We start from the raw sequence: 25,815 nt of genomic DNA, 5'->3' as shown, positions 1-25,815 counted from the left end.
AGGAGATGTTGGAGTGCTCTTTTGCCTGCTTGTCCAGCGCGGGTGTGAGCTTAAGAGGTTTGCGCGAGCTGCTCGCTCTGTGGTGGTTTGATCACTAGCAGGATCAAGGTGGCTAAGGCTGCGAGGACAACGCTGCTCAGGATCGTGTTCTGGAAGCTGGTATAAGATGCAACGATACCCGTGAGGATGTTGCCGGCCAGCCCACCAACGAAGATGGCGTTGACAAAGTACGAGGTTGCAATGCCGGGTTTGTGGCGAGCGTAGTTCTGGATGAACGTGATGCCAACGCTGGCACAAATGCCATAGTACATGCCCTCGATGATGCAAAGCATCAGAACCTGATTGATGGAGGTGGCGCTGGTTATCGTGGCAAAGAAGAGCAGGGCGCCCAAACCGGAAAGCAGCATCATGTTGCGCTCGCCAATGCGCTCTGTCGGCTTAATGGCGAAGTAGATGATGACGACTTCAAACAGGCTTTTGGTGGCAACAGCCCAGCCGGGAACTGAGGCTGGCAAGCCCATTTCTTTGATGAAGTAGACTGGCCCAGCTGAGAAGAAGATGCTGTTGGCTGCTGATAAAGCAAACACAGGAATGCAGGCGATCAGCAGCATGGCTGGAACTGTATCAGCAGCGCTGTTTTGCTGGGTTTGCTTCTTGATGTGCGTTTTGAGTGTTGCCGGGATGAACAGCAGGCAGAGAGTGAGCCAGATAAAGGCCGACGCTGCTGCTGCAAAGTGGATCTCTCTGAAGCCATAGGTGCCATAGAGCAGGAAGGCTACTGGTGGACCGAACACCCAGCCCAATGACAAGCAGATGCGCATGTGTAGGTTGAAGGTGCCCGGATGGCGCCCGGTTTGTTCTGCAAACAGGCGGCCCGTGGAGTACATGGTCGACAATGCACCAGCGCTGATGCCGATAAGCGGGATGCCGAGAATGACGAGGGTCACATAGGAAGGGGCCGCGATCTGGATGAGCGCATGGAGCGTGAAGGCGCAGATGTTGATGAGGAGCAGCGGCTTGACCCGATTGCCGGCATCAATGAGCCCACCAAAGACGCGGTTGGTGACGAGAGACACCAAAGAAAAGCCGCCGATGACCAGCGCAAGGTTGAACGCTGGTTCTTCCAATTCTTCAATGATGTAAGTACTCAGCAAAGGGATTACGAAGGCAATTGAAAATGCGCCAAAGAACATCACTGCAAAGAATAAAATCGGAAACTTATCAAGTCTTTGTAAGGGACCGCTAATAGGATTCAAGAAAAACTCCACGCCCTGACATTGCAAATATTGGTTTCGGGCTAATTGTTCTAATACTACGTAAATTACCTGATGGGCTATGCGTGTAAAGTGAGCAATTTTAAGCACAAAAAAACCCGGTTCTGGACCGGGTTTTTCTGGATATCGCGTATATCTAAGCCTCTGGAAGATTATTGATTATTGCTGACTTAGTATAGCTGAGCTGGATTAAGGTTGCATTCCGTAGGGTTGACTTGGAAGGCCGCCTTTGGGCCAGCTCAACCTCGAAGCAGCTTGATTTGCTTGTGCATTCAGACCGCTTCGAGTTTTGCTTTTCGCGTTGTCTTATCCGGGAACTGCTGAGCAGTTCTGTCGGATAGTGCTTAGTTCTTGGACTTGTCGACCAGCTGGCCTGCGGAGATCCAAGGCATCATGCCGCGGAGCTTTGCGCCAACTTCTTCGATTGGGTGCTCGTCGTTCAGGCGGCGGGTTGCTTTGAATTTCGCGCCACCAGCCTTGTATTCCTGGATCCACTCAGAGGTGAAGGTACCGTTCTGGATTTCTTCCAGGACGCGCTTCATTTCTGCTTTGGTCTCGGAGGTCACGATGCGTGGACCGGTCTGGTACTCACCCCACTCAGCGGTGTTGGAGATGGAGTAGTTCATGTTCGCGATGCCGCCTTCGTAGATCAGGTCTACGATGAGCTTCACTTCGTGCAGACACTCGAAGTATGCCATTTCTGGTGCGTAACCAGCTTCGGTCAGGGTCTCAAAGCCTGCGCGGATCAGCTCAACCAGACCACCGCAGAGAACTGCCTGCTCACCGAACAGATCGGTTTCACACTCTTCGCGGAAGGAGGTTTCGATGATGCCGGAGCGACCGCCGCCAACGCCGGAAGCGTATGCCAGACCGAGGTCTTTTGCGTTGCCGGTTGCGTCCTGGTGAACAGCGATCAGGCATGGTACGCCGCCGCCCTTCTGGTATTCACCACGTACGGTGTGGCCTGGGCCTTTTGGTGCAACCATGAGAACGTCGATGGAAGCTTTTGGCTCGATCAGACCGAAGTGTACGTTCAGGCCGTGTGCGAATGCGATTGCAGCGCCGTCACGGATGTTGCCTGCGATTTCGTCTTTCCAGATGTCTGCCTGCAGTTCATCAGGAGTTGCCATCATCATCAGGTCTGCGTCTTTTGCAGCTTCTGCAACGGTCTTACAGGTGAAGCCGTCTGCTTCTGCTTTCAGACGTGTGGTGGAACCTTCGCGCAGTGCAATGGTGATGTCTGTCAGACCGCTGTCTTTCAGGTTCATTGCGTGTGCACGGCCCTGGGAACCGTAGCCAATGATGGTGACTTTCTTGTTTTTGATCAGGTTCAGATCGCAATCGCGGTCGTAATAAACGCGCATGGTATTACCCCTTGTTTCCCTCGTGCCTTTCCCAAAGCACGTATGGTTTGTTTCTAATTCCGTGCTCCGTAGAGCTGTATGAACTGTTTGACTGCTGTTTGGGCAGCCAATTCCAAGTCTTTTGCCGATGCCTGAGCTGTACCGCCCAGAAGCATGCGGATGTGCTGGTCGCGAACAACCAGCCCGTAAAGTGTGCTGTAGGCTTCCTGCGGGTCTTCGCAGTGCAGGTAGCCAAGTGTGCATCCCTTTTCCAGCAAAGCTGTGGTCTGTCTGCCAATGCGGGCGCGGCCACTCTTTTCGAGGATGGCGCCAAGACCGGTTTCAGATTTGCTGGCTTGCCCGATGGCAAGTCTGTTCAGGGCCAGAGAAACGTCACCGGAGATTGTCTCCAGCAGGTTTCTGGCAAATTCTTCCAATGCGGCGCGCAGGCCGTCTTCGCTCATGTTGGCTGCAGGGTCAGCACCCGGAATAACCTTGGAGGCTTGACGGGTGACGATTGCGGCCAACAATCCATCGCGATCTCCAAACCACTTGTAGAGGCTCTCCTTAGAGCATCCCGCAGCACGGGCGATCGCAGCTGTTGTCAGCGCTTTTTCGCCACCTTCCACGAGCAGCTCCAAAGCTTTGTCCAGCACCGCGCGCTGGCGGTCTGTAAAGTCTGGTTGTTCTGGCTCAGTGGACATATGCGGTTCTAATTCCAGCGGTTTGGCTTGTTTGATTTTCTGTACCGTACGGTACGGTTCGGTTATGGCGCAGAATCGAAATGGATGCAACAGGAAAGTGAGGGGAAATGCAGAGTTGACGCAATAAAATTAGGTGTCTTTAGGTGAGCTTGGTTTGATCCTTTCAAAACCGCGCAAAAAAATGCCCCGAAGGTCTGTGCTCCTTCGGGGCATTGCTGATCTGAACCAAAGTCAGTTCAGTTGGGGGCTCTTAAGTTAAGCATGCGCCGCGTTTGAGTTGACGGATGCTTCCTTGTTCTGATCCATGCCGCGATCCACTTTCCATGGGCGATACATTTCCAGTGCGATCATGACGACGACGAGGGCTGCTGCGGTGATGAGACCGAGCATCCAGAAGGGCAGGGACGGGAACAGATCAGCATAGGTGATCTTGCCAAAGCTGCCCATGTCCAACGCGCCGTCGATGAGTGATTTGTTGTAGCCGTAAAACGCTGCGCCCATGATGCCGCCGATGACGGTGAGCCATGCGTCTTTATAGCCGCGGCCAATCTGGGCGAAGACTGTGCCCGGGCAGGCGCCAGCGATAGCGATGCCAACGCCCAGGATAGTGCCGCCGACGATGATATTGCCGACAACAAAGCTCTTTGGATGCAGCTCAGCAAGGCCAAGTGCCGTCAGGCCGGAAAGGGCGACTAGGCCGGTGGCTGTGGCTGCGAGGAACATCTTGAGCATGGTGTAGTCTTTGAAGAGGAACTGACCGATGAGTACGCCGGGTTCCATGACACGAGACTTTTCCAGCGCGATGCCGAAGATGATGCCCATGGTGAGGCCGAGGATAACAAGCCAGAAGATTTCCATGTGACCTCTCCTTAGGATGCGCGTTTGTAAAGAAGGTTGGCTGCGACGATGCCGCCTGCGAACATAGCTGCGACAGCAACACTGGAACCAACGCCAAGCTGTGCGAGGCCGGAGATGCCGTGACCTGATGTGCAGCCGCCTGCGATGCGGGCACCGACTAGCAGAACGAAGCCGCCGATGAAGCCTTGCAGAAGTCGGATGACCGGTGCTGAACTTGCGCCGATGGTTTTCCAGCTTGGAGAAGAGAAGCTGGCTTTACGACCGCTGGCTTTGTAGGAGATCAGCGCTCCCAGAGCGATGCCGATGACCAGTGCGCTTTGCCAGAAGTATTTGTCCTTGGACATGTACTTGGCGAAGTACTTGATCTCTGTGATGCTGGAATCGAAGAGTGAAAAGATGAAACCGGTGCCGGTGACGAAAGAAGATGAGGCGCCCAGTGCGGTATCAACCAGCAGGAAAGCTGGGATTTGCAGGAGCCCAATAATTATGCCCGCCAGATAGGGGGACCAAACGTTTTGCCTGAGAAGATCCAATTGAATGCCCTCCGATCTCTCTTTAATTTAGAATATTAATATATACTAATAAACTAAAATACAAGAGGAGTTTGCAAGAAATTGTGGCTTCGCTCAGACAGCTGAATTTATCGTTTTCGCAAGATTTTCCAGCCTTTGCTCAATGCAATCAAATGCGTTGGTTAGGTTGTTTGATGTGCAGGTGATGAAGTTCTCCGGTGATTTTAAATATTGGAAATATGAAAATCATACTCCGAGTATTGGTTATTGTGAGACCTGCGTTTTCCTTCAGGATGTAGCTGCTTTGCATTTGGGAGGGATAATGTCTTTATTTGAGTATAAGGGAAATGATGCTCGTCAGCTTATGTCCGATGCTTTGGATTTGATGCTTTATAGCTATCATGGGTTGGATGATGCGCTTGGGAGTGCGTATCAGGCCAATGGCTTTTCGCTGGTAACGCTGGTTGGAACCCTTTGGGGCACTGAAGATCAGGCAGGCTTGCTGAGCGGGGAGAGTGAGCAAGCGGCACGTGACCGGATTGAGGAGAAGGGGTGGACGGTCCTTTCTGCTGAAGACCTTGGTTACGAGGGTGCTCTCGTTGATCACAATGGGACGTTTCAGGGTGAAACGTTCAAGTTCAAGGATGCGCAGGCAGACGTGCTGGCCAAGTATGATGAGCATGGCAATGTTACTCAGGTGGCCCTGGCGTTTCGTGGAACGACGGGAACTTTGGACAACATTGTTACCGACACCATTGGTGATGTGATCGACTATCTTGAGTTCTTCAAGGATGAGCCGCATTACGTGGAAGAGGCGTTTGGTGGGCTGCTTGCTGCGCTTAAAGACTTCATGGTGGGGCATGGTCTGGATGGTAGTGACCTGATCGTCACCGGGCATTCTCTGGGTGGTGGTGCTGTTGCCAACATGGCAGAGCGCAGCAACGACTGGCTGGATGGGTTTTTCGTGAATGCCAATTACATGGCGTTTGCCAGCCATTATGCGCCGGAGGATGGTGCTGCGGTGTTGAGTAGCGGAGCTGAGCTCTTCAGTTTTGATCTGGAGAATGATCCGGTGCCTTCGGTGATTTCTTCCGATGGTCTTGATCTGACCGGCAATGACACAGACTATGGCTACGACACCAGCAATATCGTCATTTTCAACGATTGGTATGATACGCCGCTGTTTTGGGATGGTGGTGGTTTGCTCAACCTGCCAAGCTGGTCAGCGCATTTGCCGTTCAACTACAGCACGGCGTTTAACGCCATCAATGCCTCCGAGTTTTACAGCGAGATGAGCCGAGACAGTGTGGTGATCATCTCCGGGCTTTCTGATCAGAAGCGCGATGATACGTGGGTTGAGGATATTCAGATCCCACTGGATCCGACCGGACACCATGGGCAGGACGCCTATATTCTTGGGTCAACTTCCAACGATTTGTTGCGCGGCAACGATGGTGATGATGCGCTGGAAGGCTTTGCCGGGAATGACCATCTGCGCGGCGAGGATGGCAATGATCGTTTATTGGGTGGTGCTGGTGATGATGTTCTGGAAGGCGGGGACGGTAACGACGTCCTTCATGATGGAGCTGGCCGTGACTTCCTTGTTGGGGGTGATGGTGCAGATATGTTCTGCTTTGCGGATGATGGCGTGAAGGATGTGATCGATGATTTCAAGGTTGGCGAAGACACCATCGATCTTTCTGCTGCTGGGGTGAGTTCGTTCTCACAGCTCGATATCGACGAGAGCCTGCTCGGAGGCTGGATCACGATCTCCTACGGCAATGATGTGCTTGAGGTGGATACGGGGTGGTTGTTCACTTACAGCCTGAGTGCTGAAGACTTCGTGTTTGCCTGATCAACAACGGGCTTCTCTCGCTGATTGGGCGAGGGAAGCCTAACTCATAGTCGCAGAGGCTCGTGTCTGAGCGCGATAGGCCCGTTCGTTCTTCAGTAGCTGAGGAGCGTTTAGGGTGCTGATGGGGACTGATTTGTCCTTCGGGATGTCATCGGTCACCTGCAATGAGAGATAGCGAAGGCAGCACACGCGCAGGAAGCTGGTGAAGTTGCCGAGGTCATGTCCGGCTTCAATGGACTCGTTGTGCAAGCGTGTCAGCAGTTGGCCGACGGACATGTCATCTCGCCCGGCGATTTCTTCCAGAATGGTCCAGAAGTAGGTTTCAAGTCGCACACTGGTGACCATACGGTCAATGCGAAGGGAGCGTGTGGTGCTCTCCCACAGGTCAGAATCTGCCTTGATGAACAGCTCGCACATGATCCCCTCCGCCTTATCTCGTGCTATGCCTCAAGCATAGGCAGGCTGGTTGAGCAGGGCAAGGAACTGCTTGAGCCATGCTGGGTGAGCTGGCCATGCAGGGGCTGTCACCAGATTGCCGTCTGTGACTGCATCTGCCACATCAATATCGGCAAACGTGCCGCCGGACATGGTGACCTCAGGTGCGCAGGCTGGGTAAGCGGAACAGGCTCTGCCTTCCAGAACACCAGCCGCAGACAGAAGCTGTGCGCCATGGCAGATGGCGGCGACGGGTTTGTTTTCAGTGAAGAAGTGGCGGACCATGTCCAGCACTGCCGGGTTCAGGCGCAGGTATTCAGGTGCACGGCCGCCTGGAATGACGAGTGCGTCATAGTCTGCTGGATTGATGTCGCTGAAGGTGGCGTTGAGAGTGAAGTAGTGACCGCGTTTTTCGGTGTAGGTCTGGTCACCTTCAAAATCATGGATGGATGTTGCAACTGTATCGCCAGCGGTTTTGTCCGGGCAAACGGCGTGAACATCATGACCAACGGCGCCTAACGTTTGAAATGGCACCATGGTTTCGTAATCCTCGGTGAAGTCACCGGTGATCATAAGAACTTTTTTTGCGGACATGTTTCCCTCCCAGATGTCGCTGTGAGGGAAACCTAGCAAGGGATGGGACTGAGCGGGTAATAACGTATTACTACATAGCCCAGTCACATCTTGAGGTCTTAGTCGACTTCGTTGGTGGAGAGTGAAATCCAGCGCTTCAACTCTGGCAGATCAGAGCCTGCAGCGGTGCGGTCGTTTTCCTGCAAGGTGGATGTACCGAACTGGAAGAACGCGCCGAAGCGGAATTCATGCACGACTGGTTCGTCGGACTCATCCCCTTTGATCAGGAAGTCATGACCGTTGTAGGATGCGCTGAGGCCAACTGGCAGAGCAGTGAAGTTCTGCTTGAACTCGGCTCCCCAGCTGAAGATGTTGACTTCGCCGTCACGTGCATCGCCCGGACGCGGGTGATTATAACGATCTCCGGTGACGTAAGACAGAGAGCCAGTCAGCTTGGTGTTTGGCGTGAAATAGTAGCTTGCGCCACCGCGTGCAAACAGGCCGTTGTCAATGGTCTCGTTCTCATCATCGTCGCCATCAAGAAAGCCAGCCTGACTGAACAAGGTGATGTCCTGAATGTAGTACTGACCTTCAAGACCGATGAACTGGAAAGTCTTGTTGGACTCGTCGTCACCACCGTCAACAGTTGCACCGCCGCCTGCGAAGACGCCAAAAAGGCCTTGCTGCGGGTCTTTGTAGGAGAAGTGAACTGCACCAAGACCGTCACGCAGGGTGTTGTCGCTGTCTTTGGTGTCGAACTGATAAAATTCGATATCACCGTCTACCTGCAGGCTGAAATGCTGGAAGAGTGGGATGGCGTAGGAGCCGTAAAACCCGAGGGTTTCTGGCTGGTGATCTTTGGTGTCAACCTGATCAGCCTCAAGATATGTGCGGCCAACGTTGACGCCGACGAAGCCGCCCGCCTGCAGCTCTGTTGGTGCTGAGGTCTGTGGCGCGGCTTCCTGCGCACTGAGGGGATGTGCGGCGAGGGCAAGTGGCAAAGCTACGAGATACAAATGACGCATGGTTCTATTATTCTTGATGGGGGTGTCCTTAGGGAATGTCTAACTTAGCAGAAATCCCTATCTCAGCAATTTGAGGGTAATAAACTATTAGTTATCGTTACGGAGTGTTGCTAATTTGCACGGCGGGTTCAGGCGCTATTATTTTCATTGTTTCATAGGCTTGATGTGATTTTGGTCGATAATCTCTGATTTTCTGTCTGTGTATGAAAGTTACTGTCTAGGTAGTCTTCTTGTGTTCTTTGCAACCTATGCGGAGCGGGTGATTTAGTTCAAAGGTCGCTGATTTCTTCTACGATTTGCACTCTGCGTTGGCTTTAAGGTGCTTGGTACATCTTGGAGTAGATCAGACATGACGCAGTTTTCTCAGATGCAGTCTGCCTCAAAAGACGCGCTGGCCAAGCAGATCGGGCAGCTGAAGCAGCGGGGCGTGCATTCGGTTATCACGCAAGTGCCGGATATGAATGGACTGCTTCGTTGTCGGCTTCAGCCGCTGGATGGTCTGGAGAAGGGCTGCTCCACCAACTCCTCGCTCTATCTCATCCCCCATGGTGATGGTCAGCCCGCGGGGGAGCTGATCTATGAGTCTCCGCATGTCTGGTATCACACCGGCTTTGGCAACCTACATAGTCTGGCGGACAGCAACACGTTGTTCCAGTTGGGCTGGCGGCCTGGGATCAGCGAGGTCTTGCTCAATTGCTATAACCGGGATGGGACGCGCTTTGTGCTGGATGTGCGTCGGCCTCTGGAGATGCTGGAGGAGCGGCTTGCTGAGATGCAGCTGACCATGAAGGTTGGTCTGGAGTTTGAGCTTGGGATATTCCATTTTGACCGCGCGCTGGTGGAGGCTGGAGAACATCACAAGCTGAAGCCATTCGGGCATTCCTTGCAGTATGATTCCGTAAATCGCGATCCTGACTACATGGACCTGATGGACGCCTTCCGGGAGCGGATGGAAGGGCTTGGGATTGGTGTATCCTCTATGGAGAGTGAGATTGGCTGGGGGATGTATGAGGTTGCTCTTGAGCCTGCCAGTCCGTTGCAAGCTGCTGACAACGCAGTGCGGGCGCGGCATCACCTGAAGGAGCTGTGCCGGGAACGAGGGCTGATTGCCACCTTCATGGCGCGCTATCAGCCGATGGGGCAGGATTCAGCCAATGGCACCCACGTGCATGTGAGCCTTTACGATGAGATGGGGCATAACATCTTTTATGACAAAGACGCTGCACTGAGTGAGCGGGGCCGGCATTTTGTGGCGGGTCTTCTGGCGCAGATGAAGGCGTCGCATCTGGCGTTTCGCCCAACGATCAACTCCTACCGGCGGCTTTCACGGTTCACGGGATGTCCAGAAGAGGTGTGTTGGGGTGAGGAGCACCGGGTGAGTGCGGTGCGGGTGATCTCCAGTCCCGATCCTCAGGTAATCCGATTGGAGCATCGGTGCTCAGGTGCTGATACGCATCCTTATATTATTCTGGCTTTGATTGGCGCGGCGGGGCTGGATGGTCTGGAGCACCGGGAGGAACCGCCTGCGATGCTGATTGGGGATCCGGGCAAGGATGAAGACCTTGAGAAGCTGCCGCGCTCTTTAGAGGAGTCGCTTGAGCTCTTCAGGGATAGTGAGTTTGTGCAGCAGGCGCTTGGGGTAGCACTGGCGGATCAGTATGCGCGGAGTCGGGAGAATGAGCTGAAAGCGTTCCGGGCGTGGATTGAGAAGGACATCACCAGCTTTGAGTTTCTGCGATATTTCGAAGGTGTTTGAGGCTGGGTTTCAGGCATAAAAAAAGCCTGCGATGCGGGGCACGGCAGGCTTCTTTTGAAACTTGATAGGCTCTTATAGCTCGACTGGCTCTCCAAGCGCTTTGCGGAAACGGCGGACGCTTTGGGTGAAGCCGTGTTCCAGAGCATCGGCGGTGAAGCCGTGGCCGATGGAAACCTCTGAGATGTAAGGTACGCGCTCGATCAGGGCTGGCAGGTTTTCAACGGTGAGGTCGTGGCCTGCGTTGACCATGAGGCCAGCAGCTTTTGCAGCTTCTGCTGTTGCGACCACTTTCTCCAGCTCAACCTTTTCAGCTTCTTTGTCAGAATGGCACGCGCCGTAAGGGCCGGTGTAGATCTCGATCCGCTCTGCACCTGCTTCAGCTGCGAGCGGCGGCTGGCTTGGCTCTGGATCTACGAAGAGAGATGTACGCACGCCCCAGGACTTTGCTTGAGCGATCACGTCTTTCAATAGATCCATGTTCTCAGAAAAGTCCCAGCCGTGATCTGAGGTCTGCTGGGATGGATCGTCCGGTACAAACAGAACCTGTGTTGGGCGGACGTCTTTCACCAGTTCCATGAAGCGCTCATCCGGATAGCCTTCGAGGCACAGCTCCTTGCCGTGCAGTTCCTCGCGCAGCATCTTGGAGATGTCTTCAACATCCGTGCGGCGGATGTGGCGCTCGTCCGGGCGTGGGTGCACGGTGATGCCTTTGGCTCCTGCGTTGAGGGCGAGGGCTGCCAGATGCGTCACGCTTGGCCACGGAACGTCGCGGCGATTTCGCAGAACAGCTACAGCGTTTACGTTGACGGATAAGCGACTTGGCGTCTTCATGGGGGCTACTCTTTATTGAGTTTGTATTTTAAAATAAAACGGCGTCTTCACAGACTTGCAAAAGACGCCGCTTAATATCAATAGGACAAAATTGTCCTCTAACTGTTAAATTTCGTCATGAAGATCTTTGAGACCCTGACCACCACGTGCAAGTGCGGCAACACCCGTACGCGAAACCTCTACGAGGCCCAGTGGAGTGAGGATTTCAATGAACTGATCGATTTTATTTGTACGGCCAGTGATCTCGAAAACGAAGTGATCAATGGTTGCGTCAATAACAGTTGCCTTGAATGCTTCTGACAGGCGCAATGCTTCCAGACGCTTTTCACCTTCACCGCGCACCTTGATCAGGGCCAGCTCACGTTCAAGCGGCTTTTCCTGATTGGAGTTCTTTGCAGCCACTGTCAGGTCGCGCACGATGTGAACCGGAACAAGGCGGTCCAGCTGGTGACGGATCTGCTCAATCACCTGCGGGGTACCGGTGGTGACGATGGTGATGCGAGACACGTGCTTTTCGTGTTCTGTCTCAGACACGCTGAGGCTGTCAATGTTGTAGCCACGGCCAGAAAACAGGCCGATCACGCGGGCAAGAACACCCGGCTCGTTATCTACAATGATTGATAGAGTATGTGTTTCCAAAACATCGCTGGTCTCAGCTAGGAAGTAAGCTGATAGTGCGTCAGTTTTTTGTGCGTTCATAATGAATCTCCCAGCTTTATCCTATACCAATGACTTGCCTGCGGTGTCGATGGCATTTGCAACGGCTTCATCAGTTGCTTCGTCCGGCAACAACATTTCGTTGTGGGCTTTACCTGACGGGATCATCGGGAAGCAGTTGGTCAGCTGAGCGACGCAGCAATCGAAGAGGACTGGTTCAGGCGATTCAATCATTTCCTGAATAGCATCATCCAGTTCACCCGGCTTGGTTACGCGGATGCCCTTTGCACCATACGCTTCTGCCAGTTTTACAAAGTCAGGCAGACTATCGGTGTAGGAGTGGGAGAGGCGGTTGCCATGCAGCAGCTGCTGCCACTGACGAACCATTCCCATGTAAGAGTTGTTCAGAATGAACGTTTTAGGTGCCAGACCATGCTGAACAGCGGTGGACATTTCCTGAATGTTCATCAGGATGGAAGCGTCCCCTGCAACGTTGATGCACAGTGCGCCCGGATGAGCGACCTGAGCACCGATGGCAGCTGGCAGGCCGTAGCCCATGGTGCCAAAGCCACCTGAGGTCAGCCAATGGTTTGGAGATTCAAAGCCCAGGTACTGGGCAGCCCACATCTGGTGCTGTCCAACCTCGGTTGAGATGTAAACGTCTTTGCGGCCTTTGATGGCTTCGTTCAGGCGCTGCAAAGCGTACTGAGGCATGATGACGTCATCGCTGTGGCGATAGGACAGACAATCCCGGGCGCGCCATTTGGCAATCTGTGTCTGCCATCCCTTCAGCTCTGGCTGGGAATGGAAGCTGGATGCGCGCCAGATGCGAACCATGTCTTCCAGAACGTGGGCAACATCGCCAACGATTGGCAGATCAACGTGTACGATTTTGTTGATGGACGATGGGTCTATGTCCACGTGGATCTTGGTTGAGTTTGGAGAGAAGGCGTCCAGACGGCCTGTGATACGGTCATCAAAGCGAGCGCCGATACAGATCATCAGATCACAATCGTGCATCGCCATGTTGGCTTCGTAGGTGCCGTGCATGCCCAGCATGCCAAGCCACTGTTCGCCAGATGCCGGATAAGCGCCCAGACCCATCAGGGTTGAGGTGATCGGGAAGCCTGTCAGGTCTACCAGCTCACGCAGCAGCTGGCTTGCAGCCGCGCCGGAGTTGATGACGCCGCCACCGGTGTAGAACACTGGGCGTTTGGCTTTGGACATCAGCTCAACAGCCGCGCGAATGGCGTTCATGTCGCCTTTCAGCTGCGGACGGTAGCTCTTGTGGTTGCTTGGGTTTGCCTGAGGGCCTTCGTAGGTGCCGGTTGCAAACTGAACATCCTTTGGAATGTCAACAACAACAGGGCCCGGACGACCAGACTGAGCAACGTAGAAGGCTTCATGCAGAATGCGTGGCAGATCATTAACGTCCTTCACCAGCCAGTTGTGCTTGGTGCAAGGGCGGGTGATGCCAACGGTGTCACATTCCTGAAAGGCGTCGGAGCCAACCAGATTGGTTGGAACCTGACCGGTGATGCAAACCATCGGGATGGAGTCGAGCATCGCGTCTGTTAGGGCGGTGACCATGTTGGTTGCGCCCGGACCAGAGGTTACCAGAGCAACACCGGCTTTACCGGTGGAGCGTGCATAGCCTTCAGCAGCGTGGCCTGCACCTTGCTCATGACGGACGAGGATGTGCTGGATCGAGTCCTGCTGGATCAGCTCATCATAAATGGGTAGGACTGCACCACCAGGGTATCCAAATACATGTTCCACCCCGTTGTCCTTCAGCGCCTGGAGAACCATTTCAGCGCCTGTCATCTCCCGTTGCATCATCAAGTCCTTGTTGCCTGTATCTGCTCGTTTCGCCCGATTGAAGGGTGTGCAATCAATCCAGCTGTTTGTTTTGCAGAGCTGCTCTTTTAAACATCTCTGCGAATTAGCCATAAAAAAAGGAGCCGTTTGGCTCCTTGTGCGCGTCTAACCGTTCCGAGTGAGCTAGCTCACTCCGGCGACGCGCTTCCCACCACGATAAGAAGAATTGAAGTTTGCATTCTGGTATTGGGAGCCTCAGGGCTCCACTCTCCCTTAACATAATTCCAACCGTGTAAGAGATTACCGCGCTTCACCATTGAATCGCTCAGGTAAACTCTAAAATTCGGGGTGAGATTAGGCTTAGATACGTAAAAGCGTCAAGTGGCTTCTTCTTAATGTTGCGCCGCAATGACCTCTTGTTTTCTTGAGTTATCTGCAAGTGTCGGGGCGCTTTGCGAAAGTTGCGCAACGTCAGGAGATGCTCGTTGTGTTTGCATCAGGTTCTGCCGGTGCATTTGGTGCGCTTTGGAGAACCCGCAGAATTGTGCGATTTTGCAGTGCGGTGGCGTCTTATGTCTTTCGGTTGCAGTGCGGTGTCCTACCTCTCCTGTTTGCAGGTGTAGGAGGGAGCAGCACAATTTTGGCGTGGAGCGGGTGTTGGACTAATTACTAACAGGGCTAACAACCTCAAATTGGATTGCTTTTTCGCGTTTCACACTCTGGAATTGTATTTGTGCTGCCAAAATTCGTAGATTTGCATAGGTTAGTCTGGGATAAGTTTACTTTACACAAGACATTTTTGAAAAGTTGCAGTTAGGGCCTTGCGCTCTCGCAAAAGGCTTTATATACACCCGCCATCGCTTCGGCGGGAAACGTTTGGGTGTATAGCTCAGTTGGTAGAGCATCTGACTCTTAATCAGACGGTCCCGGGTTCGAATCCCTGTGCACCCACCAAGCGTATCACGTCATGTGAGCCCGTAGCTCAGCTGGTAGAGCAACTGACTTTTAATCAGTAGGTCCACGGTTCGAACCCGTGCGGGCTCACCATTTAACTTCATGGTATATAAAGAGGTTTAGCAAAGCTCTCTACTGGGAGTTTTTTGCTTTTGTGCCTTGTGTCAGCACTATGTAAGCAAATGAGAGCGTTTGAAAGCACGATTTCACCTCTCTCAGCTCCTGCAAGTACCCTTTCAAATTAATTCTGGAAAAGCTGTTAATGTCGTCACTGGTCGTCAATACGCAGGCTTCCCATAAAGTTGGAGCGCTGAAAAGCCGTCAGAGAACTGTTACTTATCGTCAGAGCGCAATTTTAGTGCTTTTGATAAAGGGCAGATCTGCTTGAAGCGAACATCTAAAAAGGCCTGAGAAGCCTCACGCTTCCCAAGCCAGAATATTCCGTGAGAGGCAATGCCTCTCTTCATTCCGTATTATTAGTCTTTGGAGACTTCCAGCGCGCAAGGTTCGAGCAGCTCGGAGATTTTCTCGCTACTCCCCTGCACATCTTCAATGTGATTGCGCACAGTATCAAACAGCGTCAGCAACGCTTCATATTCCTGTGTGTGCTCCATGCGTTCGCTCAGAACCACACTCATGGAATAGACTAGATTTTTGAGGTGGTTGGCTGTGAGATGAAGCTGGTCCACTTCATTGCGAAGGGACGTATGGGCACATTTCTCTTTACCAGTATCAGTCATCTAATAACCCTCGTAAGTAGTTAGAACACCACTCAACAGAGAGCTTTCGACAACCCACTGGCGAGCGGGAGGTTCGAAACCTGACGAAGACAGGCGGGTTTATTCCCCCGCAAAGGGTATTGTATTCACCGCCCTCCCGCCCATAAGCGAGAGTTTGCGTTTGGAGAACCAACTCCAGACACAAAAAAACCGCCAATAAACGGATGCGGTGACCGCTCGTAAAAAGAGGTTTCGACGCCTCAAGATGAGCATGCGATGATTGGGACAAGGTGTCAATGCAAGGAAACTGAATTCCTCCACAAACCCATAGGATTAGCGGGGCTAAAAACTGATAACAACAACATGAACATAAACACCAAGCCTTCGCGAAAACCACATAGGCGCTTGCGCCGTGGTCCCGAACTACCCGTAGGCAACGAAAAGCCCAGGGAGGACCTGCGATGTCTTGAAAGGAAAAAGACTAAATCAAATCCAGACAAATCAGTCGCTTTAACCTCATCGCCTTCTTCAGTACTTGGATCCGCTTTGGTCTCAACAGCGGAGAGGCTCGCTCTACCGCATTGCCAAAAGCATTCACCTTTGCTGGTAAGAAACGTGAGTGTTTGATCTGGTCACTTAGGATCTTGTTGCGAGCCTCCCCCACAGATGTGGTCCAAGTTTATGATTAGGAAAGTGACGGATCAGATATGGGAAGCAAGAGACCAAAGCCAGAGGAGATTGTCATTAAGCCGCGACAGATAAAAGTCTTTACAGGACAAGCGATGCCGCGTTGTCGATGATTTGACACTGAACAAACTGATCCTCACTGAGGCTGCCAAGGGAAACTTCTAAGCCCGTCCCATCGCCGGGCCTGCATCAACCCTGTTCTCACCAAACTAAAATTTTCGAGCGACGTGTTTGCCGCGTCCTTGGTCAACTCCGACCCACGCAGCGTTGTTCACTGAGTGGGCAAGCGGATGAGGATCGTCTGATCGTAGATATGTTGAAAGACTGTTAGCTGAGATTGAGGTAGTCACAGCTGAAGGTTTCGCAGTAGCCTTTATGAGCGATTTAAGCTTACCCAACTGACCAATAGCCGCTATTCGCTTAATCACGGGGCAGCCTATACAAAGCGTGATGTCAACTTGGAGTTGGCTTTAATCCGCTTGGCGCTGAGGGCCACAAGCGGACATTCGAGTAGTTCTATCAGGAGTTGAGGTGTTCTTTTGAAGGTAGCATTTAGATGAGGCATCGACAAACACGTTGCCTCATCAGTTATTGCTCTTATCCGCCAAACCCACGTCCTGATCTGGATCCGAAACCACCACGAGAAGCGACAGAGGTTCTAGTCTGAACTTTTGCGACTTTAGGTAGTTTTTTTGTTGATTTTTTATTAAGCCGCGCTGGTCTCTTCGAGTTTCCTAAATCGAGAAGGTAACCGTTGCTTGTGTAAAAGTTTCGCTCTTTGTGGTCGAAATAGACAGGCCGAACACGATAGTTCCAATCAGTTAGTTTTTGAGTAGCATCTGCAATAAAGTACCCAGCAACAAAAGGCACAAAGTAACTAGCAGGTCCGCTGCTATCGCCGAAGATTGCTTTGCAGTTGAGTGTCCCATGTTGCTCCTCACATAAGCGTTGTGAGTTGTATCGTGGGGCACTCATCTTATTGATTTCTTCACCCACTGTAAAAGCAACATTACATTGATTGATGTCATATTGCTCTGATGACACACAGTGCTGTTTGTCTGAAAAAACCTTCCCATCTGCTTTTTCTTCAACACTATCGCAAGCCGCAAGCGATATCCCGGCCGTTGCCATAACGACGAGTTTTAGAGGTCCCGAACGTTTCATCTGGTTTTCTCCAAGGCTCAGTAGGTCATGCAAGCAGCATTTAGAAGACCAACGCTGATGGAAATGCCTCCTAGATGGATTCCAATAGCGGTTTCTCCTTTTTCAATACGGCTGGACACTTTTGGATAGAAGGTGCGGAACACAAGGAAGGTTACAATTTGCAAGATGCCTGCAACAACACCCCAGACAGCAAAGTCAATTAAACCAACAGAGTTGGCTGCAGCACTGGCGATTGGAATGGAAAAGCCAAGAACAGCGCCCGTGAGTGACAGCGAGGCGGCGCTGTTATTTTCTTTGATAAGCGCCATTTCCTTGTGGGGCGTAATCGCTTTGTAAATGGTCACAAACACCACAAGCATCACAATTGCGACAATGAAATATGCAAGGAACGGCAGCAAACCGTACAAGGAATTTTGAAGTTCAGCCAAGGTAATCTCCGTAACTCTTAAATATGCAATTCATGTTGTGAAAGGCTGCGACCCAGCATGAAAGCCACGCTGCGCTCGTTTGTGCCTTCCACTTCTTCCATGTTGACCAGCAGCATTTCGTCTTTGCCGTCGCTCAATTCGCGGGCAAACAACATGGCGCTTTGGAAAATCTTGCGTCCTGCCTTACCGGAGCGGTCTTCGCTCACGCTCTCCCAGTACTGCATGGGTTCTTCTGGCTGGTCAGAGCTGCCAAACCAGGCGCGTTCAAACACCACATCGCCCTCAGAGCTTGGAAGCGTGAAGGTGGTCTGGCAAATGGAACGACGAATGTCCCGCCATTGACGGTCCGTGCTGGGGTATTGGACGTCGTAGTAAGACCACAGCATGATCTCATCAACGCGCTCATCCGAAACGCCATCACCGCCCTGTATTTGCAGCAGGACACTGTCATCATCTGGATAGAACCGGTGCAGATGCGACTGTTCGCCCAGATCACAATGGCCTTGGGCGACAATTGAAAATGTAAGCTGCGGAACCGTGATCAAACTGTCCTTGGGCAGCAGCTTTACAGAAATCGCATCAACGGTAACGGCCCGGCCAATGGTGATGCCGAGCACTTCAGGTAATTCACTTTCGCTCTTGGATTTACGCCAGAACCTCAGCATCAAGTTTCTCCATCAAACGAGACCATGTCTCAGGCTCAAGACGTTGCTGAGCCACATAATAGACGGTGGTACCGCCCCCCAAATCGTGCGGAAACGGTTTGAACGACACATCGTCCGCCCTGTTTTGTCCAACTGCCAGCAAAACAGCATCAACGGAAAGAAGCTGCTGTTCGACATCAGTGGTGAGGTACCCGTGCGCACCTTCAAGAATACCAGAATAGATGGTCGCATTATGAGTTGCGCTGCTCAGCGCCATGATCACACGGCTTGCGCCCGGATCTTGCGCGGCGCGCACAAGGGTTTCTGTCGCGCTAGAAACCACCGCTTCCACATGCGCCAGCTTGGTAGCACGGCGTGCCGTGTCTCGGTCGCCAAAATAAGCAGCCACATGCACGTCACTGGAAAGCTCCCGGATTGCCAGGCAGGTGTTGAAGGTTTCTGCATCGCTCTCGGTATAAACGATGATCTTTTCAGCATACTCTACTGCAGCCCGTTTCAGTGTTTCCAACGTATCGAGGCGGTCACCGCGTACATAACGAACCCCTTCAGGAACAGTAATATCAGCGGAGGTGGCAAGCAGCACAATTTTGGTATCGTTGTCTCTGCCTGCAATCAGATCTGTAATCATACGCTCGGTACGATCACTGTGATATCCGATGATGACTGTGGCACCCGTAAGGCTTTTGAAATTACCTCTGCCATCGACCATGCGTCTTACCCCTTGAACGAGAGAGCTGGTGAGCTTGCTCAACACAGCAGTGAAAATAAGCAGTGCTCCAGGCACAAACCAGATTGCCGAAATGAGGCGGCCAGCTTCGGTTGCTGGTGACAAGTCACCATAGCCTACTGTTGAGGCTGTCGTTGAGGCAAAGTACAAAAACACGACAGGATCTGTCACCAGATCTGTTTCTCCTGCCCAGAAAAACAGGAGCCACGAGATAAGCAGATAGGCACAGATGAGCGAGAACAGCACCCACAGACGCAGTTCAACAAGATGCTCATAGAACTTGGAATAAATCCGCTGAATAACTGGCACTGATAAAACTTTCTGCCGCCCCTATGCAATAGATCAGACACGTACAGTCTTGTGGCGACCTATTGAAAATACCCCCGTGAGTAATAGGTAATTATATTGACTTGGTGAATAGGGAAAAGCGATTATTTGCACTAAATTAATGCAGCTTCAGATTTCCACTCAAACAACACAGCGTGGTAATCTGCGCGAGATTCGCATCATATAAACCCTTTTGAACCCATAGGGTATTGGATTGGAGAATTTGTAATGGCTCAGTCGGTTAGCCAATGGACTGCCTCAAGTTTGCTGGACGCGCTAAAGGCCGAAGCAGACCTTTCTGAGGAAATGGCATTTGTCGCGGCACCTGAGACGAGTGATGTGTTTGAGGTTCACATGAAGGGCGTCGGTGGTGTCGTTCTCTTCGTGGTTGTAAGCCCTGCGCAAATCACCACCACAACCGTGCTCTGGGGCCGTGATGAGCTGGAAGATCCGGAAGCGTTTGAAGCACTGATGCTGCGCTCGCACCGCACCCTTATGCCACTCAGCGCACTTTCCATCGATAAGATTGGCGACCGTGAATACCACGAGCTGTTTGGCACAATGTCGTCCACATCACCTCTTCCAGAGATCATTGAAGAATTCAAAGTGATCGCAGAAAACGCAATCGAACTGGCCCGTGAACTGGGCCCAAAAGCCAGCGCATAGCAGGAGGCATCTATGAGCATTTGGGGCAAACTGTTTTCCGCTGTGAAGGGCCATGCCAACAACGCAGCTGAGAGCATTCAGGATTCCAACCTGATGGTGATCCTTGAGCAGGAAATCCGCGAAGCGAAAGCCGCGATCGCCAAAGCCAAGGATGAGCGCTCACGCATGACCGCAAACAGAGTGCTGAAAGAGCGCTCCATCAATGAGCTGGAAAGCGAAGTCGAGCGCCGCACAAACGCGGCCCGTACTGCAAAATCCTCCGGTGATGAGGCGCTTGCAGTTGAGATCATCGAGAGCATTCTCAAGCTGAAAGAGAAGTCGATCTCTGAGCAGGAGCTGGCAGACCAGTACAAAGCGACCGAAGAGAAGATGGATGCATCCATTCGTCAATCTCAAAGCCGTATTGAGAACCTGAACCGCAAGATCGAAAGCGCGAAAGCAACTGAAGCCTTGATCAATGCGCAAAAGGCATCTTCAACCAGCACAGCTGCTTCCAACGGCAAACTGGCAAGCGCAGTGGATAGTCTGGACCGTCTTGAGCAGCGTCAGGCCCATCAGCAAGCTATGCTGGAAGCTGCTGAACAGGAAGCGCGGGTTGACAGCGGGGCGGACCTGGAAGAGAAGATCAAGCGCCTTGAGCGTCCTGGACAGGGCGATGTGCAAAAACTTCTTGAAGCCCTGTAAGCACCTGAGCTGATTTATGAAACGAATATTGTTGCCTGAGCGCTCCGACTGGAAACAACAGGCAGAAGCGCTTGGCTTCAATTTTCACAGTATGTACGGCGAACCCTATTGGGATGAAAGCCGTGCATACCAGTTCACACTTCGACAGATTGAGGATGATCTGGAGGACGTAACAGCAGAGATCTATGGTCTGTGTCTGGAACTCGTCGATAAAGCCGTCCAAAGCGAGCAAATGATGCGAGCACTTCAGATCCCAGAAAGGTACTGGGACTGGATTGCTCGCTCATGGCAAAACGCAGAGCCCGCGCTCTACGGGCGGTTTGATCTGGTCTATGACGGCTCCGGCCCTGCAAAGATGCTGGAATTCAATGCCGATACGCCAACCTCGCTGTATGAGACTGGCTTCTTTCAGTGGAACTGGCTGGAAGACCAGCTCAGTCGCGGCGGCATACCCAAGAACGCCGACCAGTTTAACTCCCTGCAAGATAAGCTGATCAGCCGCTTGGCAGAGATATTGGAACAAGGTGATCACCTGCACTTTTCCTGCGTGAAGGATGCCATCGAAGACCGCGCAACTGTGCGCTACCTGCAAGACTGCGCCCGTCAGGCTGGTCTTCAGGATCACTTCGTCTTTATCGAAGATATCGGCGTGGACGAGGAGTTCCAGTTCGCAGATCAGGAAGAGTATGTGATTGAAAACCTCTTCAAGCTCTACCCTTATGAAGACATGTTCCGCGAGTCTTACGGGCCCATCCTGCCCAAAACCAACATGCGCCTCATAGAGCCGCCGTGGAAGGCCATCCTGTCCAACAAGGCCATGCTTCCAATGCTTTGGCAGATGTTCAAAGGCCACCCGAACCTCCTGCCCGCCTACTTTGAGCAGGACGCAGACAAGAGCGAGCTCACTTCGCGCTATGTGAGAAAGCCCATCTTCAGCCGCGAAGGGGCCAATGTCTCCATCATGGAAGGAACACAGGTCACCGAAGAAGTGCAGGGCCCTTACGGTGTCGAAGGCTTCATTCAGCAAGCTTATTCACCGGTTCCTCAATATGGAGAGGACTTCACCGTCATCGGCTCATGGGTCATTGGCAAAGAACCCGCCGGCATCGGCATCCGCGAAGACCGCTCCCAAATCACCAAGGACCTCTCCCGTTTTATTCCCCATTACATTTGCGATTAGCCCTTTATTGAAAGGCCCTGTATTGTCTGACTCCGGTAAACAACGACGATAATCAATTAACCTCTACCTAGCACCTGACGTGAGAGACAACCTATCTGAATCTCCAGCAAGGTAAATCTGGTGATAGCAAACCGCTATAGCCTGTCGCGCGTGCACGCCTTCCCCCCTGTTTCTTAAGGATGGCGTTGTTGCCATTAACACGGATGTTGTTGAACAGCCCATTTTCAGTTTTTTGGGGTCTCGCCAGAGCTCAACCATTCTGACGTAGGCAACTTTTGCATCGGCCACGAGTTCCATTTCACGGTGATGCGATTTCTTAAACCGGTAGTCTCTGCCTGGCCCTGTTTCCCATGTTCTTTTGGCGCTCCATCGCAGAGTTTCAGTTTCCACATTTTCATCGCAACAAAAACGGCGCGCCCATTGGTGGGCCGCCTCTTTCACGAGCAGTTACCATACTAGATTCGCAATTTTCGCACTGTGGTAACTGCAGCTCAGAAAATTGGAAATGCATTTGGCTACTTCGAGATGCCTCGGGCCAGAAGCTGCCATCCGGGCGTTTCTATCAAGGGTTGAGACTCGCTAACCCGAAGACTTCTTCAGTAGCTCTTTTAGGTAATCTGGAATTACTCACGCTGATCACGAAAGTCCGTGATTCAGCAGTTCAAGGTAGTGCGCTCCACATCCAATTCATCGGAAAGTTCCGGCATTGACCGATCCCTCATTTCGACCAGCCGCACCACCTCACGCTTAAACCCTTCCGTAATATCTGCTCACTACATGTAGTCCTCCTGTTGTCTATATAACCAAAGTCATCCACTTTTCTCGAACCAGTCCAGGCTACAAGAATAACGCCTGAATTGAGTCCGCGGATGGTTATTGCGGGCAATTTCAAGCTGATGTGACAACACTACCGGGATCAGGGATGAACTTCAAAAGCACTTGTTTCAACGTTCGTTTTACTGCTTCTTCTTACCTAAAAAATTCCCGTATTCTGTTTTCCGCTTATGCTCTATGGAGTTGCTGAATGGTCGTGGCACCGGCTTTCGCTCAATGATGTGCCGGGCCATACGCTGTTGAAGTGTTTCGTCTTTTTTATTTACTTTCGCCTCAGCAGCACCTTCATGGTTTTTCAAGTAAGTCCTCATTCTATTCGGCGAGTGGGCATGTTTCATCATGGAAGGGGTCAAATATCGATCAGAATCTGTGTGTTTAATATAACTAAATGAATCAGAATCTTGACCTTCAATTGGCTGTGAGGGCAGTTCACCATTAGTATTCTGAGCATGAATTTTGGCGACCTCCTCCTTGTCTTTAAGCATTTTTTTTACCAGTGATAGGCTGAAGATATTGCAGTCCGTCGGGCTTCGCTGCATATCAGCTTCGATGATTGTCATTTTCACGTCTATGCCGCGTTTCTTGAACGCTCTTGCAGCTTTTGCCGCCAGAACATGTCCTGATATACCTTTGACCGGATCCATTATTGCGGGCTCTATTCCAACAATTGAAGGCTTGCCATCTACGACTAGGTAATCAAAAGCAGCGAAGTGCATGCCGTCTCCGCCACGGTTAACAATAAACCGCCCATTCTCTTCCCCTGATTTTTGCATTTGTTCTACTTCCTCCCCCATGGCATCAGGGTCAGCACAGAGCTTTACATTTAAACCGGGCTCTTTTTCATTTGCCATATCAACAAGGAGCCCAAAGTGCGCTATATCACCGAAACTGAGTTCCTCTGTTAGCGGTTCATCATTTTCCAGAGCCTCTTCCAGCGCTTGATAGTATTCTTCAATGTAGGCTTTGTCTCGTGCCTGGCCGGCTGCAAACTCTCGAATTGGTTTTTGGTTTATTTTCACACGATCGGGATTAATGCCCATGGCCTGAAAAACTCGAACGATCCATTTTTCTTCAGCGGGGTTTGTTTGTGGTAGCGGCATAACATGTCCTCTGTCGATCTTCTAACAATGGAGACAAAGAGTAGCCGCATTGTAATCACTATGAAGTGATTACGCTGTATTAATTGACGCGAAATATAATATATTACCAATACGAGGTGTAATAATGTAATATTATTAGCTACCATCCTGTATTATGTACATCGATTATAAATTAGTTTAAATATTGTCGATATTTACAACGCGTCAGTCTGCTGATTTTTCTTAATACTCCTGACTGCATTGCCAAGTTATATCGAGTGAGTTAGAAAAGCGCTTAGCGGACCTATTTTACGCCACCAATTCAGCAGTTTAGGGGTATGTTGATGGTGCGGATGTCTCCCAGCATCGTAATGTGCCAAAATGGTGTAGTTATTGAACCAAATAAGGGTGAGACAGGCTCTGTTGCATCTGTTGAGTGAAGACACAAATAGCCTTCCCCCGGGCGCAATTCAGGCGTGAATTCCAAAGAGCCGGTTGATGAAGGAGACTTCAGTTCCTCCGCCGACTGAGCGGATCCAGCCATCAATCTGTCCTTTCTTGAACATCCGCATAACCTCAAAGCCCTTAATGGTTGCAGCCGCTGTTCGCATCGACTGGAAGCCGAGCGTTGGTTTGATTAACCATTTGAGCTTGCCATGGTCGCTCTCCAGCCTGTTGTTCAGATACTTCACCTGTCGCAGCTTCACGTAATCGGGGGCTTTCCCTTCGCGTTTAAGTTCAGCTAGGGCCAAACCATAGGCGGGATTCTTGTCAGTATTGATCCTCAAGGGAACATAACGCTTTGAGCGCCTCAAGGCTTTGGCAAGAAAGCGCTTTGCCGCCTTGCTGTCGCGTCTGGCCGTAAGCAGAAAATCAATCGTATCACCACGCTTATCGATGGCCCGAAACAGATATTTCCATTGACCTTTAACCTTCACATATGTTTCGTCGACACGCCAAGAGAACGACAGCCGATTTTGATACCACAAGATACGCTTTTCTAGCTCAGGCGCGTAGTGCTGAACCCAGCGGTAGAGGGTGGTGTGGTCAACATCCACGCCACGCTCATTCAGCATTTCCTCAAGATCACGGTAGCTGATGCCATATTTACAATACCATCTCACTGCCCAAAGAATGATCTCTCCCTGGAACTGACGATACTTGAATTCTGACATTGCAAATCCCCCACAACGTGGGGATCATGCAGGCAAGGCCTCAAACTTGCAACAAGGCCATATTTTCTAGCTCTCCTCGTGTCGCGGGGTTCTCAGCAAACACCAAATGAGCGTAAAAACCATTGCACCGGCTGCACTGGGTAAGCTTGCTTGGAACCACATGAGATGCACCTGGAGGGGGCGTCTGATGCGAATGTGGAGCTTCCTCGACGCTACCCATAAGCCGCTCTAACTCTGTGTTCAATGCAAGTGCTATCGGAGTAAAAACTTCCCTTCGCTTGTCGGCCATAGGGTCATCATCTTTGCCTGTAATCTCAGTCAAAATCCTAGAGTGACCGTCAGCCGTTCCTTGCACGGTAATGCGTCCTAGCTCACCGAGATTCTCATGGCACAAATACCAGGCAGGGCTCCCATCTGGTAGTGTTCTGCGCTCACACGAAACATCCGCTGGCAACAAGTCCGAAAATCCGCTCATTCCGTTCACTCTGCTAATCAGTTTTTCATGACGGCCTAAGGATGCCCGATTTTCCATCTCTGAGCTAGTGTCGGTGAGTAATATAGAATCATACTGAGTAATAAACTATCATACTGACCTGACGCCAATTGACCCGACGTTGCCTGTCAGCGTGGTTCGATTTCATAATTGAAGAGCGGACTAAGCTGACCTTCGCTTCACTGCAAGAACTCAGGTAAATGAGTAGCGGTTGCTAGCGTCGAGGGCCAACAGCGGCCATTGGAGCACTTCCCTCATGGGTTGAGCAAACTTCATCCGGAAGCGTCTTCAGCTATCTTCATGAAGGGTCTGGTGTTGTCCAAATAGCCATTCATATAGCATGCCGTTCAGCCTTATTTTCACCCCAGTCTGTGGGATCATGGGCCAAAACA

23 protein-coding genes, 2 tRNA genes and 1 pseudogene are annotated in these 25,815 nt (G+C 51.6%); 8 read left to right on the top strand and 18 right to left on the bottom strand.

What is annotated here, in order from left to right; genetic code table 11:
- Positions 1–50: 50 nt before the first annotated feature.
- From PSE_RS20565 to PSE_RS20545, 5 genes are all read right to left on the bottom strand, one after another.
- Positions 51–1,256, bottom strand: coding sequence for an MFS transporter (locus PSE_RS20565; protein WP_208998002.1), 1,206 nt, complete (start codon positions 1,254–1,256; stop codon positions 51–53).
- Positions 1,257–1,618: 362 nt separating this feature from the next.
- The gene (gene ilvC, locus PSE_RS20560; protein WP_008548157.1) at positions 1,619–2,638 is read right to left on the bottom strand and encodes a ketol-acid reductoisomerase; all 1,020 of its coding nucleotides are present in this window, start codon (positions 2,636–2,638) and stop codon (positions 1,619–1,621) included.
- A gap of 53 nt (positions 2,639–2,691) precedes the next feature.
- The gene (locus tag PSE_RS20555) at positions 2,692–3,321 is read right to left on the bottom strand and encodes a TetR/AcrR family transcriptional regulator (protein ID WP_008547454.1); all 630 of its coding nucleotides are present in this window, start codon (positions 3,319–3,321) and stop codon (positions 2,692–2,694) included.
- Positions 3,322–3,576: 255 nt separating this feature from the next.
- Positions 3,577–4,179, bottom strand: coding sequence for a YeeE/YedE thiosulfate transporter family protein (locus tag PSE_RS20550; protein WP_008548051.1), 603 nt, complete (start codon positions 4,177–4,179; stop codon positions 3,577–3,579).
- A gap of 11 nt (positions 4,180–4,190) precedes the next feature.
- On the bottom strand, positions 4,191–4,712 hold the full coding sequence (locus PSE_RS20545) for a YeeE/YedE thiosulfate transporter family protein (protein WP_014286567.1): 522 nt from the start codon (positions 4,710–4,712) through the stop codon (positions 4,191–4,193).
- Positions 4,713–5,013: 301 nt separating this feature from the next.
- On the opposite strand from PSE_RS20545, the gene PSE_RS27820 reads away from it, so the two are divergent.
- Positions 5,014–6,546 carry a triacylglycerol lipase gene (locus PSE_RS27820; protein WP_305809562.1) on the top strand — a complete coding sequence of 511 codons (1,533 nt, stop codon included), beginning with the start codon at positions 5,014–5,016 and terminating at the stop codon, positions 6,544–6,546.
- A 39-nt stretch (positions 6,547–6,585) separates the two neighbouring features.
- Here the strand turns inward: PSE_RS27820 and PSE_RS20535 are convergent, their stop codons facing one another.
- The 3 genes from PSE_RS20535 to PSE_RS20525 all read right to left on the bottom strand — a co-directional run bounded on the left by PSE_RS20535 (position 6,586) and on the right by PSE_RS20525 (position 8,579).
- Positions 6,586–6,963, bottom strand: coding sequence for a ribbon-helix-helix domain-containing protein (locus tag PSE_RS20535; RefSeq protein ID WP_014286565.1), 378 nt, complete (start codon positions 6,961–6,963; stop codon positions 6,586–6,588).
- A 30-nt stretch (positions 6,964–6,993) separates the two neighbouring features.
- Complete coding sequence (locus tag PSE_RS20530; RefSeq protein WP_014286564.1) at positions 6,994–7,575, bottom strand: DJ-1/PfpI family protein; 582 nt, start codon at positions 7,573–7,575, stop codon at positions 6,994–6,996.
- A 98-nt stretch (positions 7,576–7,673) separates the two neighbouring features.
- Entirely contained in the window at positions 7,674–8,579 is a 906-nt protein-coding gene (locus PSE_RS20525) for a hypothetical protein (protein ID WP_014286563.1), read from the bottom strand.
- Positions 8,580–8,928: 349 nt separating this feature from the next.
- On the opposite strand from PSE_RS20525, the gene PSE_RS20520 reads away from it, so the two are divergent.
- Positions 8,929–10,335: a glutamine synthetase family protein gene (locus PSE_RS20520; protein WP_014286562.1), complete on the top strand. Its 1,407-nt coding sequence runs from the start codon at positions 8,929–8,931 to the stop codon at positions 10,333–10,335.
- A gap of 72 nt (positions 10,336–10,407) precedes the next feature.
- On the opposite strand, the gene PSE_RS20515 is transcribed toward PSE_RS20520, so the two are convergent.
- The 3 genes from PSE_RS20515 to PSE_RS20505 form a co-directional block, all read right to left on the bottom strand.
- Positions 10,408–11,166, bottom strand: a complete 759-nt coding sequence (locus PSE_RS20515) for a pyridoxine 5'-phosphate synthase (RefSeq protein WP_014286561.1) — start codon at positions 11,164–11,166, stop codon at positions 10,408–10,410.
- A gap of 105 nt (positions 11,167–11,271) precedes the next feature.
- Entirely contained in the window at positions 11,272–11,865 is a 594-nt protein-coding gene (gene ilvN / locus PSE_RS20510; RefSeq protein ID WP_008547637.1) for an acetolactate synthase small subunit, read from the bottom strand.
- 21 nt (positions 11,866–11,886) lie between these two features.
- Positions 11,887–13,659 (bottom strand): acetolactate synthase 3 large subunit, encoded by a 1,773-nt coding sequence (locus PSE_RS20505; protein ID WP_037036273.1) that lies wholly within the window; start codon positions 13,657–13,659, stop codon positions 11,887–11,889.
- 860 nt (positions 13,660–14,519) lie between these two features.
- On the opposite strand from PSE_RS20505, the gene PSE_RS20500 reads away from it, so the two are divergent.
- Together PSE_RS20500 and PSE_RS20495 are read left to right on the top strand one after the other, a co-directional pair.
- Positions 14,520–14,595, top strand: a tRNA-Lys gene (locus PSE_RS20500).
- A gap of 17 nt (positions 14,596–14,612) precedes the next feature.
- Positions 14,613–14,688 (top strand) — tRNA-Lys (locus tag PSE_RS20495).
- A gap of 383 nt (positions 14,689–15,071) precedes the next feature.
- On the opposite strand, the gene PSE_RS20490 is transcribed toward PSE_RS20495, so the two are convergent.
- The gene (locus tag PSE_RS20490) at positions 15,072–15,335 is read right to left on the bottom strand and encodes a hypothetical protein (RefSeq protein ID WP_014286557.1); all 264 of its coding nucleotides are present in this window, start codon (positions 15,333–15,335) and stop codon (positions 15,072–15,074) included.
- Between the two features lie 686 nt (positions 15,336–16,021).
- Between PSE_RS20490 and PSE_RS27725 the strand changes: the two are divergent.
- Positions 16,022–16,323, top strand: a pseudogene (locus PSE_RS27725) (IS3 family transposase); the annotation flags it as partial.
- Positions 16,324–16,598: 275 nt separating this feature from the next.
- On the opposite strand, the gene PSE_RS20485 reads toward PSE_RS27725, so the two are convergent.
- Genes PSE_RS20485 through PSE_RS20470 form a run of 4 tightly spaced genes read right to left on the bottom strand, consistent with a single transcriptional unit; the run spans position 16,599 to position 19,294 of the window.
- Positions 16,599–17,165, bottom strand: a complete 567-nt coding sequence (locus tag PSE_RS20485; RefSeq protein ID WP_041768724.1) for a DUF1190 domain-containing protein — start codon at positions 17,163–17,165, stop codon at positions 16,599–16,601.
- 17 nt (positions 17,166–17,182) lie between these two features.
- On the bottom strand, positions 17,183–17,593 hold the full coding sequence (locus PSE_RS20480) for a DUF350 domain-containing protein (RefSeq protein ID WP_041768723.1): 411 nt from the start codon (positions 17,591–17,593) through the stop codon (positions 17,183–17,185).
- A 17-nt stretch (positions 17,594–17,610) separates the two neighbouring features.
- Positions 17,611–18,258: a DUF2491 family protein gene (locus PSE_RS20475; RefSeq protein WP_041768722.1), complete on the bottom strand. Its 648-nt coding sequence runs from the start codon at positions 18,256–18,258 to the stop codon at positions 17,611–17,613.
- Positions 18,239–19,294 (bottom strand): ion channel, encoded by a 1,056-nt coding sequence (locus PSE_RS20470; RefSeq protein ID WP_014286552.1) that lies wholly within the window; start codon positions 19,292–19,294, stop codon positions 18,239–18,241. Before PSE_RS20470 ends, PSE_RS20475 begins: the two co-directional genes overlap by 20 nt.
- A 246-nt stretch (positions 19,295–19,540) precedes the next feature.
- On the opposite strand from PSE_RS20470, the gene PSE_RS20465 reads away from it, so the two are divergent.
- The 3 genes from PSE_RS20465 to PSE_RS20455 are packed head-to-tail and all read left to right on the top strand — an operon-like array spanning position 19,541 to position 21,842.
- Entirely contained in the window at positions 19,541–19,978 is a 438-nt protein-coding gene (locus PSE_RS20465; RefSeq protein WP_083841596.1) for a DUF2170 family protein, read from the top strand.
- A 12-nt stretch (positions 19,979–19,990) separates the two neighbouring features.
- Complete coding sequence (locus PSE_RS20460) at positions 19,991–20,662, top strand: PspA/IM30 family protein (protein ID WP_014286550.1); 672 nt, start codon at positions 19,991–19,993, stop codon at positions 20,660–20,662.
- Positions 20,663–20,678: 16 nt separating this feature from the next.
- A complete protein-coding gene (locus tag PSE_RS20455; RefSeq protein WP_014286549.1) occupies positions 20,679–21,842 on the top strand; it encodes a glutathionylspermidine synthase family protein in 1,164 nt (387 codons plus the stop codon).
- A 956-nt stretch (positions 21,843–22,798) separates the two neighbouring features.
- Here the strand turns inward: PSE_RS20455 and PSE_RS20450 are convergent.
- The gene (locus PSE_RS20450; protein WP_014286548.1) at positions 22,799–23,776 is read right to left on the bottom strand and encodes a YopJ family acetyltransferase; all 978 of its coding nucleotides are present in this window, start codon (positions 23,774–23,776) and stop codon (positions 22,799–22,801) included.
- A gap of 449 nt (positions 23,777–24,225) precedes the next feature.
- On the bottom strand, positions 24,226–24,930 hold the full coding sequence (locus PSE_RS20445) for an IS6 family transposase (RefSeq protein ID WP_014286547.1): 705 nt from the start codon (positions 24,928–24,930) through the stop codon (positions 24,226–24,228).
- Between the last annotated feature and the right edge of the window lie 885 nt (positions 24,931–25,815).

This window comes from Pseudovibrio sp. FO-BEG1, from assembly GCF_000236645.1.
GTDB lineage: Bacteria > Pseudomonadota > Alphaproteobacteria > Rhizobiales > Stappiaceae > Pseudovibrio.
The sequence above is the reverse complement of the archived record's forward strand: the minus strand, read 5'-3'. Positions and strand labels throughout refer to the sequence as shown.